Here is an 18270-nt window from a genome sequence, read left to right on the forward strand (position 1 = left end):
GTGGCGCTCCTAACGACGTTCAAACAACAGGGATGCATCGTTGAAAGGCTTTGAATAATCGATGTCGATTTCGCCCTTGCTGATCATCTGCATGATGGCGGTGAACACACGATCCACCTCGTCGAGTGGGCGCTGGCTCACAACGTGACCGAGAGAGTCCAGGACCTCGAATTTGATGCCAGACACTTTGACCTGCCGACGGACCGCAGAGATGGTCGTTGGCAGGTCAACGATTTGAACGGCCCGACGAACAGCCATGAGCGCCTCATCGTCGGAAACATGCAGATGTGCCCACATCATTTTCAGGTTGGAAAAGCGCGGCTGAATGTAGATCGTTCGCTCGTCGAGCAAGACATAGCTTGCACCCAGCTCGTTGCGCGTCACGTGCACCAGATTTGCGGTGCGATCCGCGATCCACGGTCGTTCCAATTGGATATTGAACGGCTCGTAGTCGATGTAGATGCGTTCTCCGTTGCGCAGTTCCACACCCATCTGAAAGGTATGGTCACGCATGCAGAAGACATCCTGATCCTGGTTGGATGGTAAGCATCCGAGCAGCCACGCGGCATGAGCACGCGCGAGTTAGGCAAATCGGGCTATAGTGATGAGGTTGCTGCGGTTAGGCTTTCCGGCGTGATCGACGCGCCCATTTCGCAGCCAGGTTTTCCACGGCTCTGTTGAGATCAGCGAAGGCTGCATTGTTTGGGTCGAAGTCTTTGGCGCCCGACCATTCGACAAGTTCGGCGTGCCGTTCATGAGCGGGGTCGGCGAGCGCCTCGCGGAACTCCTGGTATCCCCACGGACCGCCAACGTCTTCAGGCGGGCAGCGCCCCGTTGCCTCGATCAGCATTGGATCTGCAAGCGCGACGACAGGGAACGTGCGCTCGATCTTGATGCTGTGCGTCCAGCCGTCGCCGAAGTCATAGTGGTATTTGAAGGATTTCGCACCGGTGTCCTGGATTGCCGACAGGAGCGAGATCTTGCGGGCATCGAGTGGACCATCCCCCCATTCCTGGTCGGGCAAACCAAAGCCAACGTCACGGATCTGGAATTCGTAGAGGTGGGTGTTGGTCCACCCCATCGCAGCCTGCAATACCTCATGCAGCCGGCTGAGCCGGATGCGCCACGGCACGACAATGCGCCGCATCACGGTCGGTTCGACATGATCAAGGGTGACCTTCAGACGGACGAGAGAAGAGGCCATCGTCAAGCTGCCAGCATGAGGGCGGAGTTTTTGCCCTGGCGTATCCGCTTCCACTCCCAGGGAAGCAGTTCCGGCAAACGCGAGGCCGGCAGGTCGGCGATGCGAGCAAGGACATCGGCGAGCCAAGCCTTCGGGTCTACGTCGTTCAGCCGTGCGGTCATGATCAGGGTGAGCATGATGGCAGCGCGATCTGCGCCGCGGTCGGAACCGGCGAAGAGCCAAGCCTTTCTTCCGCAAGCCACGCCGCGCAACGCTCTTTCCGCGCAATTGTTCGTCATGCAGATCCTGCCGTCGTCGGCATAGCGGGCAAAGTCAGCCCAGCGCGACAGCATATAGTCGATCGGTCCGGCCGCCGGCGATGAGCGTGATAGGCTGGCCCGCTCGGTGCGTAACCATTCCTCCATATCGCCAAGTAGCGGCTTGCTCTTCTCCTGCCGGACCGCAAGCCGCTCGGCCGCGCTCAGACCGTTGATGTCGCGCTCGATGGCAAACAGAGCATCGATGCGCTTCACCGCCTCGAGGGCTACCGGCGAGATCGGCTTGGTACCTTTGCCGCGCCGAGCATTGCGAGCGACATCGGCCAGTTCGAAGAACTTCCGCCGCGCATGGGCGAAGCAGAACGCGGGCGTTGCCGGCATCTGCCTCTTCGTCAGATCGAACAGCGGATTGAAGCCGTTGTAGCAATCCGCCTGAAGAATGCCGCTGAAGTCGGCCAGATGCCTTTGCGGGTGCTCGCCGCGCCGATTGCAGGAGGCGTAGAAGACCGCCGCCGGCGGCGCAGGGCCGGCGAATGGCTGATCGTCGCGCACGTAAACCCATATTCGCCCGGTCGTGCATTGGCCCTTGGCCAGGATTGGGATCGTCGTGTCGTCACCGTGAAGCCGCTCGGCCTGGAACACATGTGCCTCGATCAGATCAAATATCGGCTTGAGGGCGAAGGTAGCGTGACCGACCTGATCGGCCAGGGTCTGGGTCGACAGATCGATACCCTCACATTTGAACCGCGTGCTCTGGCGGTTCAGCGGGATGTGCTGCCCGAACTTGTCGAAGACGATCGTCGCCAGCAACTGAGGACCGATAAAGCCGCGCGGAGTGGCATGGAACGGTGCGGGAGCCTGACTGATCGCCTCGCAATCGCGGCAGGTAAACTTCTCGCGCACCGTCTCGATAACCTTGAAGCGGCGTGGGATCTCCTCCAACGTTTCAGTCACATCCTCGCCCAGCTTCGACAGCCGCGAGCCGCCACAGCAGGCGCATGCCGTCGGCGCTTCGACAACGATGCGTTCGCGCTCGACGTCTTCAGGCCACGGCTTGCGCACCGGACGCTTGCGGGCAAAGGCGCGTACGGACTGCGTTTTGGCCGCGGCCTCTTGGGCGCCCAGTTCATCCTCGGCGGCCGACGCCACGAGCTCTTCGAGCTGCAATTCCAACTGATCGATCAGCCGCTGCGTGCGCTCACGGCGCGGGCCGTGCTTCTCGCGCTCAAGTTTGCCAAGCAGCAATTGCAGATGTGCGTTTAGCGCCTCGATGCTCGATAGCCGGGCCTTTGCGTTGGCCGCTTCCGCCTCAGCTTGCAGTCGCGCAGCACGTTCGGCCAGCAGCGCCGCATGAGCACTTGCAAGGTCCGATGGCAGGGTAAGCGGCGGCAATGTCATAGCGACATTGAATCAGATTTCTCAACATTTTCAATGCAAGAATGCAGTCAGACCCGGCTGGGGCGCCAGGTCTCCTGCGGCGCGCGCCAGTCAATTCCTGACAGCAGATAGGAAAGCTGCGCCGTCGAGATCGGCACCGCGCCACCGTCGGCAGAAGGCCAGATGAACTTGCCTCGTTCCAATTTTTTCGTGAACAGGCAGGCCCCCTGGCCATCGTGCCAAACGACCTTGATCAGGTCACCGCGTTTACCCCTGAAGCAGAACAGATGACCGCCCAGCGGGTCGTGCTTCAGCACTTCCTGCACCCGTAACGCTAGCGACGGGAACCCACATCGCATATCCGTATAGCCCGTCGCCAGCCAAACCCGGACGCCTGTCGGGATCGGAATCATCGCAACGTCTCCAGCGCGCGCAGGATGCGCAGCAGCGCATCGACGTCGACCTCTCGATCGACAATGACACGTCGACCGTTCGTGCTCAGCACCTCCATGCGACCGCTACCCACTACCGAAGCCGATGCGGCCGAAACGGGAGCTGGCACGTCCGGTGTGATCACTGCGGGCACGAAGCCTTCGATCCGATTGCGGCAAAGGCTGCCGGACTGCGCCAACTGACGCCAACGGTACAATTGTGAGCGCGAAACCCCGTGCTTCTCTGCCGTCGCGGAGACCTGGCGACCATCGCCAGAAAAGCCTTCCTCGAGAATTTTGAACTTGGCCTCGGCGGTAAAGCGCCGCCGACGCCTTGTGTCGATGATTTCAAGCCGGCTCACCGGTGTCCGAAAACTGTCCTTATGCCTGTCCATAGCGACAAAACGACAGATTCATCTCAACCGCTCAAGGCGGCGCTCCTCGGATGCTTACGTTGGATGGGTATTCGATGCGGATCGGGTAAGGCAGAATGCGTACGATATCCGGATTAGTGTCGAGATGGTAAAGTCCGTCCATCATCAGTGGCGATTTCGTTCGCACGTACCCGCCCTTGACCTTCGTGCTCGGAAAGATGCCTGGCAGCGTTTTGTGCATTACCCGGCGTGGGGGCTCGAAAACCGGCTCGCTCCCAGGTTCAAATCCAGTTTTCATTGCGCACCTCCCTTGCCGGAAGGCACAGGCAAGCCCTTCTTGGCAGCGCTGGCGGCTGCCTGCAGGTCAGCTATTTTCAGGATCAGCTCATGGGTAATGCCGAGGGCCACGACCTCAGTTGGTTGGACTGGCGTTACGCCACGCAAAAATTGAGACACCGGATACTTCAAGGCATGCTCCATCGTTGGCGCAACCTTCTGGTTGAGCCTTGGACACTTCGGACTGTTTGCGGAATTCAGTTCGCGATGTGCGATAGGAGCTTGCGGACGAGCCAAGTCGTTGCCTCGGAACCCGACAGGGTCGCAAGGCAGCACAGGTAAATCGGCGATGTCATACTCTTCACGTTCATATCCACCGTTCCACTGTTAGAGTTGGCTTTGGCGGACGTTCGGCCTGTGAGCGGCCGAGAAGAACTCAGCGCACTTACAGGCTAGACGCCCATAGACCTCGGTGTGTTTGCGCTGCCGATTTCACGGTTTGGTTCTCCATTCAAACGTGATGAGAGCCTAAGCGACGTGGTACCGAGGAGTCATCTGCATTTCTTAATTTTGGCTAAGGCCTCCTTTCATAGATCGTTCTCTTTTGGTTGACGGATTTAGGCTGGTAGCAACTTTTGGACCGGCGGCGATTACGCCGCTCCACTCAGGTCATCCTGGCTCAAGGACTTCTCAACTTCGTAAACATCTGTTTTAACCGCATTTATTCCACCAACCCGAGCCACCTGTAGCATCTGGTGCTGCTGGACCAATTCGTCGTATTGTTTCGGCGTGATCGATCCATTTTCCACCAATGCATCAGCTACAGCGTCCAACAGCGGCCGGTTGCCTTCCAAGATTTCCTTGGCGCGAATGAATTGAGCGGCCAGTTTGCAGTCGACACGGAACGCCAGTTCCCGGTCATTAACGCGGAGTTTTTCCAGTTCGGCGTCACTGGTTGCCGAGCTATGGCGGAAACTCGCGCCCATGCCGAATTTCGTTTCCAGAAGTGTGGCCAGCCTGGTGGCGAGTGCCAAATCAGAGTTCGGGCCTGCGCCAGCACCGTCTCCTGTGCTTCCCAAAACAACGTCTTCGGCAGCCAGTCCAGCGAGCATGATGGCGATCTGACTGAGGTAATAGTCACGGTCACGTCGAGACACTGTGGGCACATCAAAGTAGGCTGCTCCACCTTTCTGATCTGCGCCATTCATGACCACCTGGTCTACAATCTGATTGCCCAGATAAGCTCCGTGTTTCAACTCGTTTCCGACTACGGTGTGCCCTGCTTCATGCACAGCGATGGAGCGACGATAGTCACCTTCGATCTTGATGACTTCGGGCAATGCGGCCCGTAAATCGTCAACAGTCAGCGCTCTTTTTTCGCGTCGCGCCAAGCGTCGAGCGTCCCGAGCGACTTTGGCCAGGTCGGCACCGGTCATTCCAATCGTCGCAGCACGCAATGGTTGGAGCCCTTCAATCGTTATGATGCCGTCGATATGCTGGCTCAGGATTGCCACACGCGATGCCCCATCTGGCAAAGGTATCTCGATGTGCTGATCTAAACGGCCTGCGCGCAGGACTGCGGGGTCAATTCTCGTGATGTTGTTGGTCGCACCGACGACAACGACGCCCTCGCGAGAGTCTAAGCCATCCAAGCACTCCAGGAAGGCATTGACCACCTGAACACTATAATCCTTATGGTCATGCGTGAATTTTTCCCGATTTCCGATGGAGTCAATTTCATCGATGAACAGAATGGCTGGCGCGGCGGCTTTGGCGGCAGCAAAGTCTGCACGCATAGCCCGCAAAAGGTCACCCAAATGCCCTCGGGACTGCCATTGGCCCAAGGAGGTAGCGATCAAGGAAACCTCACATTCCTTTGCCACAGCTTTCGCGTAAATGGACTTGCCGACGCCCGGAGGCCCGCTCAGGACGACGCCTTTGTCGATATCATCCCACGCGATATGGCCATTTCGCCAATCGCTGATGTCCCTTGCCAGGCTGATGCCCCATTCTTTGGCATCTCCGTAGCCGTGCATCTCTGACAATGGGGGGACTGCTCTTTCGGGCTTCTTCGGTGCAGGTAAGTCCTGCTGGACAACAACTTCGGACAGGCGGCGCATCACCTCGGAAACCAGACGTCCGCGTCGCAGTGCTGCCCAAACTTGGTCGAGCGGGAATTCCAGGATGCGTTTGGCCTCTTCCTCGCTGAGTTTCATACCCAGCACGACGTGGCACGCTGCCCGAACGTCGCGAAAATTGATCGGCAGTATGTCTACAATGACGTCCGCACCCAGAATTACTTCTTGCGGTACAGACGCGCCATGTTCGACGATAATAACTGCCCTTTTTTTGTTTTGGCAGTCATCCTCATAGTCACCCTTCGCCTTGTCGGGCTTGTCTTTGACGCCGATGTACATGAAACCAGCGTCAGCCCGGCGAAAATTATCATCCGGGTAGAGTTCGGCCACTACCGCGTTGCCATAGTCTTTCGGCGAGTATCCCTCGGGCACATTCAGTAACACCAGCCCCGCACGACCCGATGCGAAGACAGGATGACGACGCAGTGCATGCTTGAATGTGCAGAACAGGGCGTAGTCCCGAACTGATTTTGTGACACTGATGTTCTTTTTGATAAACGACATTGGATTGTTTCCGGCGACGGTGTCGCAATACGAATTTCCAGTGGTTAGCCACGAAAGCGGCGAACGGTGGATTCGGGTCCGATAAGCGCATCATCAAGATCGATGGCGATGAAGCGCTGGAGGACCATTGACGCGAAAGCCGGTAGGGGCTGCGTCGTGCGAAAGCCGGATAGGCATTCAGCCAAAGTCATTGTACCGCACTCATCCAGGGCAGCCAGGACACGAATACGGTCATCAAGGGTCACACTATATCGCGCGTACCGCAGCAAATCCTTTGCGTTCCGCAATCGTATGGCGGGCAGTTCCGGTCTGGATAACGGGCGATATTGGTATCCGGCTGCCGCCGCCATTTCAGTGGTCATGGCTGAAGGTCCGGCCTTCGTGACCGCATCGATTAGAACGATCCCGCTTTGGCTTTCGGCAACCAGGTCTGGAACATGAGTGACACCGTCCATAACCAATTCGACGGTCCCACAGGTCCAAGAGATGACATCGTCATCCACATCCAGCAGGCATCCGATGTCTCGGGCTAACTGGTTGCGGAAAACGGCAGGGCCATCGCAACGAACTGTATGAAGGGGAAAAAATGGTGTCACTGATGACACCGGCTGCTCCGGTGGAGCCGACAAATGACTGCTCATACGCAAAACCCTAAACGCAAATAACCTCAGCCTCCGCAGAGGCGGCGGATCAGAGCGATAGTCGTAGGGTGTGCAGAGCGATCTTTTTCATGATGAGAACAAATAAAGAACGAAAATGATTGCGTCAAGCTCAATTTTCGTGATTAGCTCCACCGCAGCAGCGATTGCAGGAGATGTGGCCGATGGGTGAAATTAACTTGGAGCAACGAGAAATCGAGGCGATCAAGGGCGTCGATGAACGTGAGCTATCCAAACTGATTGATGAAGCTATTCGTTCAGAAAGAGTTGGAGACATCTACCGGCTCAGGCTACGCGACTGCGGTGAATACGTCGCGAGCAAGCTGCACTATTTCGAGAAGGCACTGAACGCCTACAGGGATGCGAAGTCTGCAAAAAAGAGGGACGAGACCCACAGTTACGCAAGGCGTATGGGCTCCGATCTATCCTTTGCCTTCAGCCGAATGAAACATCGGATGGAAACAGAGGAACGTCAGCGTCCGTATTGGTACGTCGACGACGGAGTCCACTGGCCGCACCATTTCACAAACAACCTGTCAGTGACCATTTCTTACCGCTGGCGGAAAGCGGTCGAAGACGACTGGAACTTTGGCAGCATCACGTTTCACCACAAGGTCGTTCCTCGACCGTCTTATCTGCAGCCACAGCCCAAGCGAAAGCCGAGCAGGGCGAAGCAGGAGGAAATTCGTCAGAATGAACTGGCATCGACCTGGCAGCATCTGATGAGAACTGCCCTTTACACGCTGAGGGACTATTTCGAGAGCGGTGGCGACGGAAACCAGATTCCAGAAGCATTCACGGCTGTGCCTGATCAAAGCGGATACCTGAATAATTTCAGTGCGAGATTTTGGACGGATGACGCGAAAGCCTCGTGAGCGAGCGGGGCGACATAGCCTTAGACGGCGGTCACCTTGGAACCTTCGTGGTGTTGTGTTTCCATCTTTCGGTCAAAGCGCCGAATGACTGGGGTGCCGTTTATCTTCTCGGCGCAGATGAAGCCTGTGAGTTCGTCGTCAACGAACACAGCTGAAGAAATACGACCAGTGCGGTAGGAGCCGGTGTCTATTGCTATCCGGTTCCCGTGCAACTCAGGAAGTTCACTATCGGTGATTGTGTGACCGTGGACGACAGTCTTCTCAAACTCGCCGCTGAATTCGATGAAACCATCCCTGATCCATCGGAGATCGTGGGGATTTTGATCCGCAAATTTGATGCCAGGTCGAACACCGGCATGCACGAAGCAGAAGTTGGTGGTCTCCACTTTGTCGACCGCCGATTGTAGCATTTCGAGGTGATGATCGTAAAATTCTTGAAAATGGACGGTAAACTCAGGGACTGATGGCCGGTGACCGCCACAATAGGCCTCGACGGTTTGCCAGCCACCAAAATCTTCGAGCCAAGCAGCCTGCTCGTCTGGCCTCAGAATACCGCTGATCGCGTGCCAGAAGCGTTCATCATGATTGCCCAGCACGAGCTTAGACTCTGGATGCAGCAGTATCGCCTGGTTGACGATTTCCATGCACTCTTTGCTGTCTGGACCACGATCAACGATATCGCCGAGGAATATGAAGCGTGGTGTACCACCGGTAGCTTCTTCTTTTATCGCTGCGAGGAGCGGACGAAGGAGATCATCTCTGCCGTGGATATCCCCGATTGCGTACGTCAGGTTCATGCTGAATGTTGTCCGTTCCTGATCAGGTTGACCTCTACGTTCAAAAGCTTTCTGAGGTCTTGCGCTGGAGCCACAATGGCTCGTTGCCGTTGGAGATAGCGGTCCTGATGTCCACACTCGGCTGCAGCTTCAGCCGTCCCAACCTGGCACCAGTCGCCGGTTCAGAGAGGTCGATACTGACTATTGCGCCCTGGATTGCCTTCAATACTGGATCGTTCATTCACATTGATTCCGATCTATCCCGCAGTAGTCGCCGATACCAAGCTGGCCGAAAGCTGACGACCGCCTCTGAATGTAAATAAGATGATATGGCACTGCGCCGTTTATCTATCTGCGGATCAGCGACGGGCATGCGAAGACATGCCTCGCTATCGGTTCCCTGCTGCAACCGACGGCCCCTTGTTGCTGACATTGGTTCATATGGGAAAGGATGAAAAGATAGATATTGGTAGCGCAAAAAGTCTATCGCCGAAAACTAAAGGCCGCTCGCCCATGTAAATCACAAGCCCAAGGAAGTCCCATTTTTTTCCCGCGCCTCCTTTAAAAGCGTGAAAATTCTTGAAATCGCTCGACGAAACCGTTGAAGAGGCCTTCATTTCAAAGCCCACCAGCATGTTCCCATTCTCGGCAACAATATCAATTTCCCTCCCTTCGCGATCACGCCAGTGGAAAAGCCTCCATTCGTCTCGTTGAAGCGGCAGAGATTTTAGTAATTCCGTATAGACGTAGGTTTCGAACAACGCGCCAAGAGGCGTTTGATCCTTTCCGAGATTAAAATCGCTTGCTGTTAGCCCACGAAGCGCCGCAGCAATGCCGGTATCAATCAGGTGCAACTTGGGATGCCTGATATCCCTCCCGACTTCCCCTGATGACCAAGCGGGCAATCTCGAAACGAGTGAAAGACGTTCCAAAATATCAAGGTATTCAGATGCAGTTTGGCGATTTAGCTGCACCTTCTCCGCTAGTTCCACCAAATTTAGCTCGTTTGCAGTCCTAATAGCTAGTTGATTGATTAATTTACGCATAGAGTCCGTTCTGCGGATTTTCATCACATCCGCGACGTCTCTGTCTACGATTGTATCAATGTATTCCCTGTACCGTCGCTGACGCGAACGCTCAGCCAGAGGTCGGATTTCTGGATACCCGCCACGCATGATCTGATCAATATGCTCATCCCTACTTGTCGGCGAGCAATCAGGGAGTGATCCGGCTTCGCCGCTTGCTTTCGCCCAATCTAGTAAGTTGCATGGCCCCGTTTCTTTGATTTCCGCTACACTCAGAGGAAGCATTTTTATAGTCTGAACACGGCCTGCAAGAGAGTCCATAATCTCCGCTGAGATAAATATGTTGGATGAACCGGTAAGCAAGAATTGCCCCATGTCCCGATTTTCATCGACAATACGCTTCAATGTTAACGCTATTTTTTTTGAGCGCTGAACCTCGTCAATAATTATGGGGCCTCCTTTTCCTGAAGCGATCAGCGATTGAAGCTGGCCCTGGGGGTCAGCTTCAATCGCTGAGAGAATACTTTCATCGTCAAATGTGATAAATCGGCCAGTTCCCAGCATATCCCGAACCAATGTCGTTTTACCTGTTTGCCGAGGACCAATTAAGTTCACGACTCTGGCATTTTCCATGGCCTCCAGGAGTTCCGTTTTCAGGTGACGATTATAAAGGCCTTGCGTCATTTTTCCCCGCAAAATTGATATCAGCGTTCCCGCGAAATGGCTATCAGAGCATCCGCGAAATGTCTACTGCATCATCCGCGAAATGCCTATTAGAATTCCCGCGAAATGTCGAATAGATATGCCGCAAAATGTCCAATACGGCTAACCAACATAGCCGATGAACGTCAAGATAGAGCCAATTATTGCTCTAAGCAGAGGGCATGGCAGATTTCACCAATTACGGTCGTAGGCCGAATCTAAAGGGTATTGCGAAGTGGCCGCATTTGCTCCTCACGAGATAGATTTACAGCCTGCTCGCGATCCACAGCGCCACGAGGTGCTGGAGATTTTTCGCCCCTATCCTCGCCTTAAGCCGCTCGATCCGATGCTCAATCGTCCGAGGCGACAGTTCCAACCTGAGCCCGATTTCTTTTTGCGCCGCACCCTCTGTCAGCAGCTGGAGAATGCTGAGGTCGATACCGTCCGTTTTAAACCCAGAGACTTCTGGTAACAGGAGGTCGATCCTGGAGAAGACGATGCACCATTCGCTTCGACCAGTTTCAGATTTTTGGGGAACGAGCAAACGTTCATAGAAAATCTTGCAACTTCCCAAGACGGTGCTTCCTTTGGAAAGGGATGGTCGCTTCTGTGTCAGGACCTCGGTCAAAACAGGAATGGCGGTATGTTTCAGGTATTCCTGGTCTGGAAAGCTACGGAAATCAAAGGGCTCTTGTAGCGAAAGAATATCCAACACCTTCGTTGTCACGCTGTATCGTCGGACAAATTCTGCGGAGAAGGCTTCCACACTGGAAAATCTGCAATCGATTACAGCCAGGATCACATTCGGCTGCAACGGTCGCATAGCAGCCTGATAGATATCGGCAGCATCAGCCCCATCTTTGCTTATTATCCAGGCATCCATCAAGTCGTGCACGGAGGCGGAGAAGGATTTCACGCCGTGCACAGACAAAACTCCTTGGTGTGGTGCGATGCTTCTCCTCTACCCGCAACGGACAAAACCAACCGATTTTGTCATCGCACCAAGATTGATGTCGTAGATTGCGTAATCCCTTGAGAACCTTGAACAAACACATTCGTCGGACGACGGCAAATCTTGCCGGACAAAATCGGTTGGTTTTGTCAATCGCGCCGATGACAAGGAAATCTCGGAACGATCATGAGAATAGGCTATGCGCGGGTATCCACCGTCGACCAGCATCTGGATTTGCAGTTGAACGCTCTACATGCAGCTGGTTGCGACGTCATTTTTGAAGATCAAGGAGTTTCCGGGGCTAGCACTAACCGCCCCGGACTATCAAAAGCCTTACGGCGACTTAGAACAGGCGACACGCTCGTCGTATGGCGTCTGGATCGCCTCGGCAGATCGCTTGCTCACCTGATGAAAACCGTTTCGTCTTTACGTAACCGGGGAGTGCAACTTCGGTCGCTGACAGAAGCTATCGACACCGGAACCCCCACTGGCAATCTGGTATTCCATATTTTCGGCGCTATCTCCGAATTCGAGCGCTGCTTGATCTCGGAGCGGACTGCAGCTGGCGTTGCAGCTGCCCGAGCAAAAGGACGACATCTGGGCCGTCGGCCAGCATTAACCCTGAATCAGATCGAGGCAATTCACAAAGCATATTTTAATGACCGCCTCTCGATGGCCACCATCGCCGATCAATATCGCGTTCACCCGCGAACGGTTCGTCGATACATCTTTAAAAACGAGGTTTGTCGAGAGACGCCTCCCAAGCCGCTTATCTAAAAAGCTGCAATAGCGTCGATGGATTTTCGTTTGCTATACTGAGAGCTTGGATGGACAGCTGCTGCTGGGTTTCAAGTGCCTTCAGCCTAACGGACGCTTCGTTCATGTCAGCATCAACCAGGCGACCAATGCCTTTCTGAACGGAGTCGATGATCGTTTGGTTGTAGCTCTCCTGTATTTCCAGCCGTTTCTTGACGGCCCCGAGGGTAGCTGCTCCGTTGATGACTCGCGACATCATGCCATCGACACCGCTAATATACGCATCAAGGCTGTAGTTCGACGTCACATCGACATCGAGCAGTCCGAACGTCGGAGCGTTCCCAATGTTGTCTGTTGCACCCGTTACGCCAAGAGACGTTTTCCGACCCGCCTCAGGCCGCATTGTCTCGATGAGATCGTAACGGATGAGATTCATGCCGAGGTCTTTTGCTTCGATCCCCATTCCCTGATCGATGAATGCGTAGTTGAGTACCTGGATATAGTCGCCAATCGATGTCACCTCCCCTGAGGTCGTCCCAAGGGCTGCCATGACGGTGTCGCGCGTGAGGGTGAGCGTTTTGTTCGTGTTGTTCTCGATGATCGTAATGTAGGCCTCTACATCAGGCTTAAGCTCGAATGCCGTGTCCCAGATGCTATAAGTATAGGCTCGCGTACCGTACGAGATTGCGGCACTGTCTTGGAGGCCACCAGTCTCTCCTGTCGGTAGCGTCGAGGTTACGCCGCTCATATAATATGAAGAGCCTCTGCCGGATGTTTCGGTGGTTTCAATGGAAAATTTTGCCGGGTTTGAGACATCCTGATAAATTTCGACCGCACTGCCGATGACGGATTTTAGCACTGCGCGCCATTGGGATCGATTGGATACAATACCGTTCCATCCGGGGTTGACTGCATCAATTGCGTCCCGGTCAATCGTGTAAGTCTGCGTCATTCCTGGTTGGGGCCCCGTTGTCGTTGCGGGGTCATCAGCGTCCAGATTGAGTGTGAACGTGATCGCTGTGCTGTTATCGGTAAAGGTCAGAGGACCATCGAAGATGTAATCCTCCCACGCCGATCTTCCAACGGGGTCGATGGAGTAGATCGTGTTGCGGATGCCGCCTACGGTGCCGGGGCTTCGATCATCTACTTGCAGTAGCCCGCCACCGGTGCTGTTGAACAGTGCAACTTTCGATAAGTCGATTTCAGTGCTTTTGACGTGGACTGCTCCACTGCTGGATCGTACGAAGGAAGTCGTCAGTTTTTCCCGGGCCTCAGCGGTGTCGTAAATGTTCGTGAAGGCCGTGTTCAGCCAATTCACACCGTTGAAACTCGCTGATTGGGAGATACTGACGGTCTGCGCCTTCAGCGCTTCAAGCTCCGTCTGAATTTTTGCTCGGTCGACACCATCTTCCTTGGCGGCCACCAATTTGGCCTGAAACTCTTTCAGCACGTCAATGGTCGATTCCATGGCGGCGTAGGCGGTATCCACCTTGGCGGCTCTAAGGCCGATAGCGTCCTGAACGGCACTCATAGCCATCTGGTCGGACCGCATAGTTGTCGAGATCGACCAGTATGCTGCATTGTCGGAAGCTGCCGCGACACCCAAGCCGGACGAGACTTGGTTCTGCATCCCGGTGAGGCTGGATGAAACGGACCTGAGCGTCTGCAGAGCAGCTATTGCGCTGGTATTGGTAAGAATACTGGTCATGAAAATCGCCGAAAATGTGTATATGAACGGCGTCTTCATGAGGCCAAGGCAGCGCGTACCGCTTCGTGACTATGCGTTGGGAGAGGTTATCCAACATGCGAAAATCGCAGGGGGAAACTACCCTCTATTGCTCTGCATCGCTTCCTGCCGCGACCAGACGATGGAGGTAGTTTTCCCCTCGGATTTGAATGGCATCATTAATCATTGCGTGGGTATTCGCCCTGAATGATCAAGTCGAAAATCGAAATGAAAATCTATAAGTACGCACTCCCCGCTTTGAAGGACGGTGGCGGGAAAAATCGATGGTGAAGCGCGTTTTGCTATATGCGAGATATTCTACCGATCAACAGAACCCTGCTTCCATCGAGACACAGCTTGACCTTGGAAAAGCGATGATCGAAGCCAAAGGATGGCAGTTGATCGACAGTTTTGTCGATGCCGGGATCAGTGGCGCGAACTACGAAACACGCCCGGGTTTACAAGGCGCTTTGTTTGCGGCCCAGCAGCATGCGTGCGATGTATTTTTGTGCCTTACCCTAGATCGCCTATCTCGTGATTTGGAACATAGCGCCAGAATCCTGAAACTGCTACAGTTTCACGATGTGGAACTGTGGACCGTCCAGGGCGGAAGTGCCGTTTCGGCTATCGAGCTGGGAATCCGAGCTGTCCTCAGCCAGGAAACGATAGAGCAAACGCGGTACCGGACACGAGAAGGAATGAAAACGGTCGCGAAAGGTGGCCGCATTCCAGGCGGCTTGTGCTATGGCTATCGCGTGATCAAAGAGTACGACGCGACAGGGAATCTGATACGTGGTCTGCGGACCATTGATGCGAAAGAGGCGGAGACCGTCGTCACGATCTTCAACGAGTTTAGCAAGGGGCTGACGCCCGACGCTATTGCTGCAAAACTGAACCAGCTTGGAATCGCGGGACCACGTGGAAAGCCTTGGCAAGGTACGGCAATCCGTGGGCATCGGAACCGGGGTACAGGCATACTAAACAACGAACTGTATGTCGGTCGGCTCATTTTCAATCGCCTGGAGTATCGCAAGAATCCTGCCACTGAACGCAGGGTTTCCAGACCCAATCCCACGGAAGAGCATGTCGTCGTTGAAATACCCGACCTTCGCATCGTCAGTGGCGTGCTTTGGCAAAAGGTGAAGGATAGGCAGGGAGCCAACCGGTCTCGCTGCTTGTCGAACGCACCTCTTATTCGGAGTTCTGTGTAATTGACATTACTATCGGGCAGTGATCACTCGGGTCGGCTCTTCCGAACGTCAGTAGCTGCGTTCCGAATGGATTCGAGTTGCTGTCATCGTTGCGCTCGTAGTTGGCGCTGCCCTTGTAATTGTCCTATCGAATCCAGCGTAGGATAGTGAACACGTCGATCATCCTACGCCGACTGTCTTTCGTAGGAATAGCTCTCCTGTCGAATTTAACTTTATGTTGCCATTTTGTTCTTCTTGAGCCAATGGTATATCGAAAGTGGTTCGGCTGATGCAAGGTGGGTAAGTGGCTATTAAACGAAGCGTTATCGTGGAAGTGCCTGACATTGAAGCGATGACGGATGAGCAACTGTCCGACTTTGCCGGTGATCGTGATGGTCGATGGAGCGAGCAAACAAGAAAGCTCCTTCAGCGGTTCAATACTGACCGACTGGACTTAAATTGCTGGTGGGCGGCAACATGGACGGGGTGGAACTGCCCATGTTGCCGACGCACGAAGCCGGAGATAGCGCGCGTTGGTTCAAACGGAGTCCTTTTGTGTCGATTGGAGATGCACCACGACCATTTAGGTGATCACGCCCGTAAGCTGTTCGATGCATCAAATCCAAAAGTGGACGGCGATGGACTGCTAAACGAACAGATCGCGAATGCGAAAGACGCATTGCTGATCTTTGTGGAAAGATTCGGTGCTACCATTATATGCGCCGACTGCAATGCTGCAGACGGAGAAGCGAAGCGTTTGCTATCGGGGCAAATTGATCCGAACTTCACGTTTACACCTGCGGAAATTTCAGAATTTATTCGAGCGGTCCCCAACACCCTCCATGAGGTCAACCTCCGCGTTGCAAACGAATTTTGGCTGGACGCAAAGGATGACTTTGCCGACCGGGTCGATTTCTCTCGCCGCATGGCCGCGAGATTCGCAGATGGAAAGCATCGGCGTGATCAGTCACGTCGCACCGTCGTTATGCCGTTTGAAGATCGCCACTTTTTCCTGACGCAAATCAGGGCAGCCCTTCCGCAGCTTTACGAGAAGACACTATCGACCTTGCTGGATGCACGCTCGATCTCCAACGATGGTGCAGGGCAATCTATTCGGCCAAAGCGTCTCAAGCCAAAACGGGTGCTCGCCCCTACTGATGCCGAGTTCGAGGCAATGGTCGCCGCGATGCCGCAGGGACGTGGCACCTGGGACGCCGTCGGGGATGACTGGAAATGTGAATGCTGCAGTAGGAATAAGCGGGAGATTTGCCGCAAATCCAACAAGGGTAGTTGGATGGCGCAGGTACATCGTGTGAGAGGTGGCTCGGTTTGTCTGAACAGCTTCGGGCGTTTCGCTAAGTGGATTTCCGCCTCGATTATGCCGCCACCATCATTGGTGTCAGCGCGTTGAAGTAGGCCTGATCCGGCGTCCGCCGGTCAAGGGATGAATGTGGGCGTCTGGTGTTGTAGAAGTTCAGATATCGGGCGATGCCAGCGCGTGCCTCGGACACAGTCTTGTAGGCATGGAGGTAGACTTCCTCGTATTTGATCGAACGCCAGAGCCGCTCGACGAAGACATTGTCTCGCCACGCACCCTTGCCATCCATCGAGATGGCAATCTGTGACCTCTTCAGCACGGCGGTGAAGTCGATGGAGGTGAACTGCGATCCCTGGTCGGTATTGAAGATTTCCGGCCTGCCATGACGGGCAAGTGCCTCCTCCACCGCCTCGATGCAGAAGGCTGCTTCCATCGTGATCGACAACCGCCATGACAAGACCTTCCGGCTGAACCAGTCCACGACGGCGCACAGATAGACAAATCCCCGCGCCATGGGGATGTAGGTCAGGTCCATTGCCCACACCTGATTGGGCCGGGTGACTGCCAGCTTTCGTAGGAGGTAGGGATAAATTTTGTGCCCTGGCGCTGGTTTCGAGGTGTTCGGGCGGCGGTAGATCGCCTCGATGCCCATCTTCTTCATCAGCGTGGCGACGTGTCGCCGCCCGGTCTCCAGACCTTCTCCTCTCAAGAGCCCTTGCAACATCCGACTTCCGGCAAAGGGGTAGTCGAGATGCAATTCGTCAATCCGGCGCATAAGGGCCAGATCGCCGTCAGACACCGGACGAGGCAGATAGTAGACGCTGCCACGGCTGAAGCCGAGAAGCTTCGCCTGGCGCACGACGGATAGCTTGTGCTCGCGGTCGATCATTTCTTTCCGCCCAGCAATCCCGCCTTGCCGAGCGCACCGGATAAAAAATCGTTCTCCAGTGTCAGTTCGCCGATTTTCGCGTGCAGCGTTTTGACATCGATGGTCGGACCCGACGGCTCCGCTTTCGTTTCATCGCCGAACACACCTGTCGCCCCCTCAAGGAGCTGGTCTTTCCATTGCTTGATCTGGTTGGCGTGCACATCGAACTGCTGGGACAACTCCACCAGCGTCTGCTCACCTCGGATGGCGGCAAGTGCCACCTTCGCCTTGAAAGCCGGGCTATGGTTCCGGCGCGGTCGTCTCGTCATGGTCTCTCCTGTTCCCGGCATCTAAGCCGAAGTCAGGCAGAAACTCCACTTATCCCCGCTGTGCAGATTTCCCGAGCCAGCTCTGTCTTTGATTTCTCTCCTAGCGAGACGGTAAAGACATATTCAGTGGAGGAGATTGCGACTGAGAAGATCGTCGCTCTCACAGACAGAGCCAGAAATCAGCCAAGAGACCTTTTCGACATCTGGAAACTTCAAAGTGAATTCGGGATCGATCTTGCCGAACTGGCAAATCCAATTGCCCAGAAGCTCGTATTTCGAGGCAGAAATGCGCAGGAACTGGATGAGGCCTTTTCAAGGAAAGAAAAAGCTCTGAAAGCTACGTGGTCGACGAGGCTTGATCCTCAAATGAGTTCAACACCTCAATTTGAAACCGTGTTTCGCGAGGTTCGTCGAGTATTCCGGCAGTCGAACATCTTTGATCTCGTTAACGTAGAGCAACAACGGCTCAAGAATACGTAGCTAATATATTGACGTCGCTCGTGGCATCTATTAACGAGAAGACGAGGACTTTA

20 protein-coding genes are annotated in these 18270 nt (G+C 54.7%); 6 read left to right on the plus strand and 14 right to left on the minus strand.

Annotation, left to right across the window (positions count from 1 at the left end; genetic code table 11):
• Window positions 1-9: 9 nt before the first annotated feature.
• The 8 genes from AABF56_RS11245 to AABF56_RS11280 all read right to left on the minus strand — a co-directional run bounded on the left by AABF56_RS11245 (window position 10) and on the right by AABF56_RS11280 (window position 7202).
• The gene (locus AABF56_RS11245) at window positions 10-513 is read right to left on the minus strand and encodes a hypothetical protein (RefSeq protein WP_338341909.1); all 504 of its coding nucleotides are present in this window, start codon (window positions 511-513) and stop codon (window positions 10-12) included.
• A 106-nt stretch (window positions 514-619) separates the two neighbouring features.
• A complete protein-coding gene (locus tag AABF56_RS11250; protein WP_050747119.1) occupies window positions 620-1204 on the minus strand; it encodes a plasmid pRiA4b ORF-3 family protein in 585 nt (194 codons plus the stop codon).
• 2 nt (window positions 1205-1206) lie between these two features.
• Window positions 1207-2859 (minus strand): IS66 family transposase, encoded by a 1653-nt coding sequence (gene tnpC / locus AABF56_RS11255; RefSeq protein WP_272791937.1) that lies wholly within the window; start codon window positions 2857-2859, stop codon window positions 1207-1209.
• A gap of 47 nt (window positions 2860-2906) precedes the next feature.
• The gene (tnpB, locus tag AABF56_RS11260; protein ID WP_050747117.1) at window positions 2907-3251 is read right to left on the minus strand and encodes an IS66 family insertion sequence element accessory protein TnpB; all 345 of its coding nucleotides are present in this window, start codon (window positions 3249-3251) and stop codon (window positions 2907-2909) included.
• Entirely contained in the window at window positions 3248-3664 is a 417-nt protein-coding gene (gene tnpA, locus AABF56_RS11265; RefSeq protein WP_272791938.1) for an IS66-like element accessory protein TnpA, read from the minus strand. Before tnpA ends, tnpB begins: the two co-directional genes overlap by 4 nt.
• Window positions 3665-3937: 273 nt before the next feature.
• Complete coding sequence (locus AABF56_RS11270; protein WP_272805984.1) at window positions 3938-4111, minus strand: hypothetical protein; 174 nt, start codon at window positions 4109-4111, stop codon at window positions 3938-3940.
• A gap of 458 nt (window positions 4112-4569) precedes the next feature.
• Complete coding sequence (locus AABF56_RS11275) at window positions 4570-6561, minus strand: AAA family ATPase (protein WP_272805985.1); 1992 nt, start codon at window positions 6559-6561, stop codon at window positions 4570-4572.
• Between the two features lie 44 nt (window positions 6562-6605).
• A complete protein-coding gene (locus tag AABF56_RS11280) occupies window positions 6606-7202 on the minus strand; it encodes a hypothetical protein (RefSeq protein WP_272805986.1) in 597 nt (198 codons plus the stop codon).
• Window positions 7203-7384: 182 nt separating this feature from the next.
• On the opposite strand from AABF56_RS11280, the gene AABF56_RS11285 reads away from it, so the two are divergent.
• The gene (locus AABF56_RS11285) at window positions 7385-8095 is read left to right on the plus strand and encodes a hypothetical protein (protein ID WP_272805987.1); all 711 of its coding nucleotides are present in this window, start codon (window positions 7385-7387) and stop codon (window positions 8093-8095) included.
• 20 nt (window positions 8096-8115) lie between these two features.
• Here the strand turns inward: AABF56_RS11285 and AABF56_RS11290 are convergent, their stop codons facing one another.
• The 4 genes from AABF56_RS11290 to AABF56_RS11305 form a co-directional block, all read right to left on the minus strand.
• Window positions 8116-8892 (minus strand): metallophosphoesterase, encoded by a 777-nt coding sequence (locus AABF56_RS11290; protein WP_272805988.1) that lies wholly within the window; start codon window positions 8890-8892, stop codon window positions 8116-8118.
• Window positions 8893-8932: 40 nt separating this feature from the next.
• On the minus strand, window positions 8933-9112 hold the full coding sequence (locus tag AABF56_RS11295) for a hypothetical protein (RefSeq protein ID WP_272805989.1): 180 nt from the start codon (window positions 9110-9112) through the stop codon (window positions 8933-8935).
• Window positions 9113-9308: 196 nt separating this feature from the next.
• A complete protein-coding gene (locus AABF56_RS11300; protein ID WP_272805990.1) occupies window positions 9309-10580 on the minus strand; it encodes an ATP-binding protein in 1272 nt (423 codons plus the stop codon).
• A 283-nt stretch (window positions 10581-10863) separates the two neighbouring features.
• Window positions 10864-11523, minus strand: coding sequence for a response regulator transcription factor (locus AABF56_RS11305; RefSeq protein WP_272805991.1), 660 nt, complete (start codon window positions 11521-11523; stop codon window positions 10864-10866).
• A 213-nt stretch (window positions 11524-11736) separates the two neighbouring features.
• Between AABF56_RS11305 and AABF56_RS11310 the strand changes: the two genes are divergently transcribed.
• Window positions 11737-12327: a recombinase family protein gene (locus AABF56_RS11310; protein ID WP_272805992.1), complete on the plus strand. Its 591-nt coding sequence runs from the start codon at window positions 11737-11739 to the stop codon at window positions 12325-12327.
• On the opposite strand, the gene AABF56_RS11315 is transcribed toward AABF56_RS11310, so the two are convergent.
• Window positions 12320-14014, minus strand: coding sequence for a flagellin N-terminal helical domain-containing protein (locus AABF56_RS11315; RefSeq protein ID WP_272805993.1), 1695 nt, complete (start codon window positions 14012-14014; stop codon window positions 12320-12322). The two genes, AABF56_RS11310 and AABF56_RS11315, sit on opposite strands and share 8 nt — an antisense overlap.
• Between AABF56_RS11315 and AABF56_RS11320 the strand changes: the two genes are divergently transcribed.
• From AABF56_RS11320 to AABF56_RS11330, 3 genes are all read left to right on the plus strand, one after another.
• Window positions 14013-14243 (plus strand): hypothetical protein, encoded by a 231-nt coding sequence (locus tag AABF56_RS11320; RefSeq protein WP_272805994.1) that lies wholly within the window; start codon window positions 14013-14015, stop codon window positions 14241-14243. The two genes, AABF56_RS11315 and AABF56_RS11320, sit on opposite strands and share 2 nt — an antisense overlap.
• 73 nt (window positions 14244-14316) lie before the next feature.
• Window positions 14317-15243, plus strand: coding sequence for a recombinase family protein (locus AABF56_RS11325; protein WP_272805995.1), 927 nt, complete (start codon window positions 14317-14319; stop codon window positions 15241-15243).
• Window positions 15244-15550: 307 nt separating this feature from the next.
• The gene (locus AABF56_RS11330; protein WP_272805996.1) at window positions 15551-16633 is read left to right on the plus strand and encodes a hypothetical protein; all 1083 of its coding nucleotides are present in this window, start codon (window positions 15551-15553) and stop codon (window positions 16631-16633) included.
• On the opposite strand, the gene AABF56_RS11335 is transcribed toward AABF56_RS11330, so the two are convergent.
• A protein-coding gene (locus tag AABF56_RS11335) for an IS3 family transposase (RefSeq protein WP_168168997.1) occupies window positions 16599-17737 on the minus strand; the annotation gives its coding sequence in 2 pieces (ribosomal slippage) (window positions 16599-17479 and window positions 17479-17737; 1140 coding nt in all). The two genes, AABF56_RS11330 and AABF56_RS11335, sit on opposite strands and share 35 nt — an antisense overlap.
• On the opposite strand from AABF56_RS11335, the gene AABF56_RS11340 reads away from it, so the two are divergent.
• Window positions 17711-18217 (plus strand): nucleotidyl transferase AbiEii/AbiGii toxin family protein, encoded by a 507-nt coding sequence (locus AABF56_RS11340; RefSeq protein ID WP_272805997.1) that lies wholly within the window; start codon window positions 17711-17713, stop codon window positions 18215-18217. The genes AABF56_RS11335 and AABF56_RS11340 overlap by 27 nt on opposite strands.
• The last annotated feature ends 53 nt before the right edge of the window (window positions 18218-18270 follow it).

The sequence above is a fragment of the Shinella sp. WSC3-e genome, assembly GCF_945994535.1.
GTDB lineage: Bacteria > Pseudomonadota > Alphaproteobacteria > Rhizobiales > Rhizobiaceae > Shinella > Shinella yambaruensis.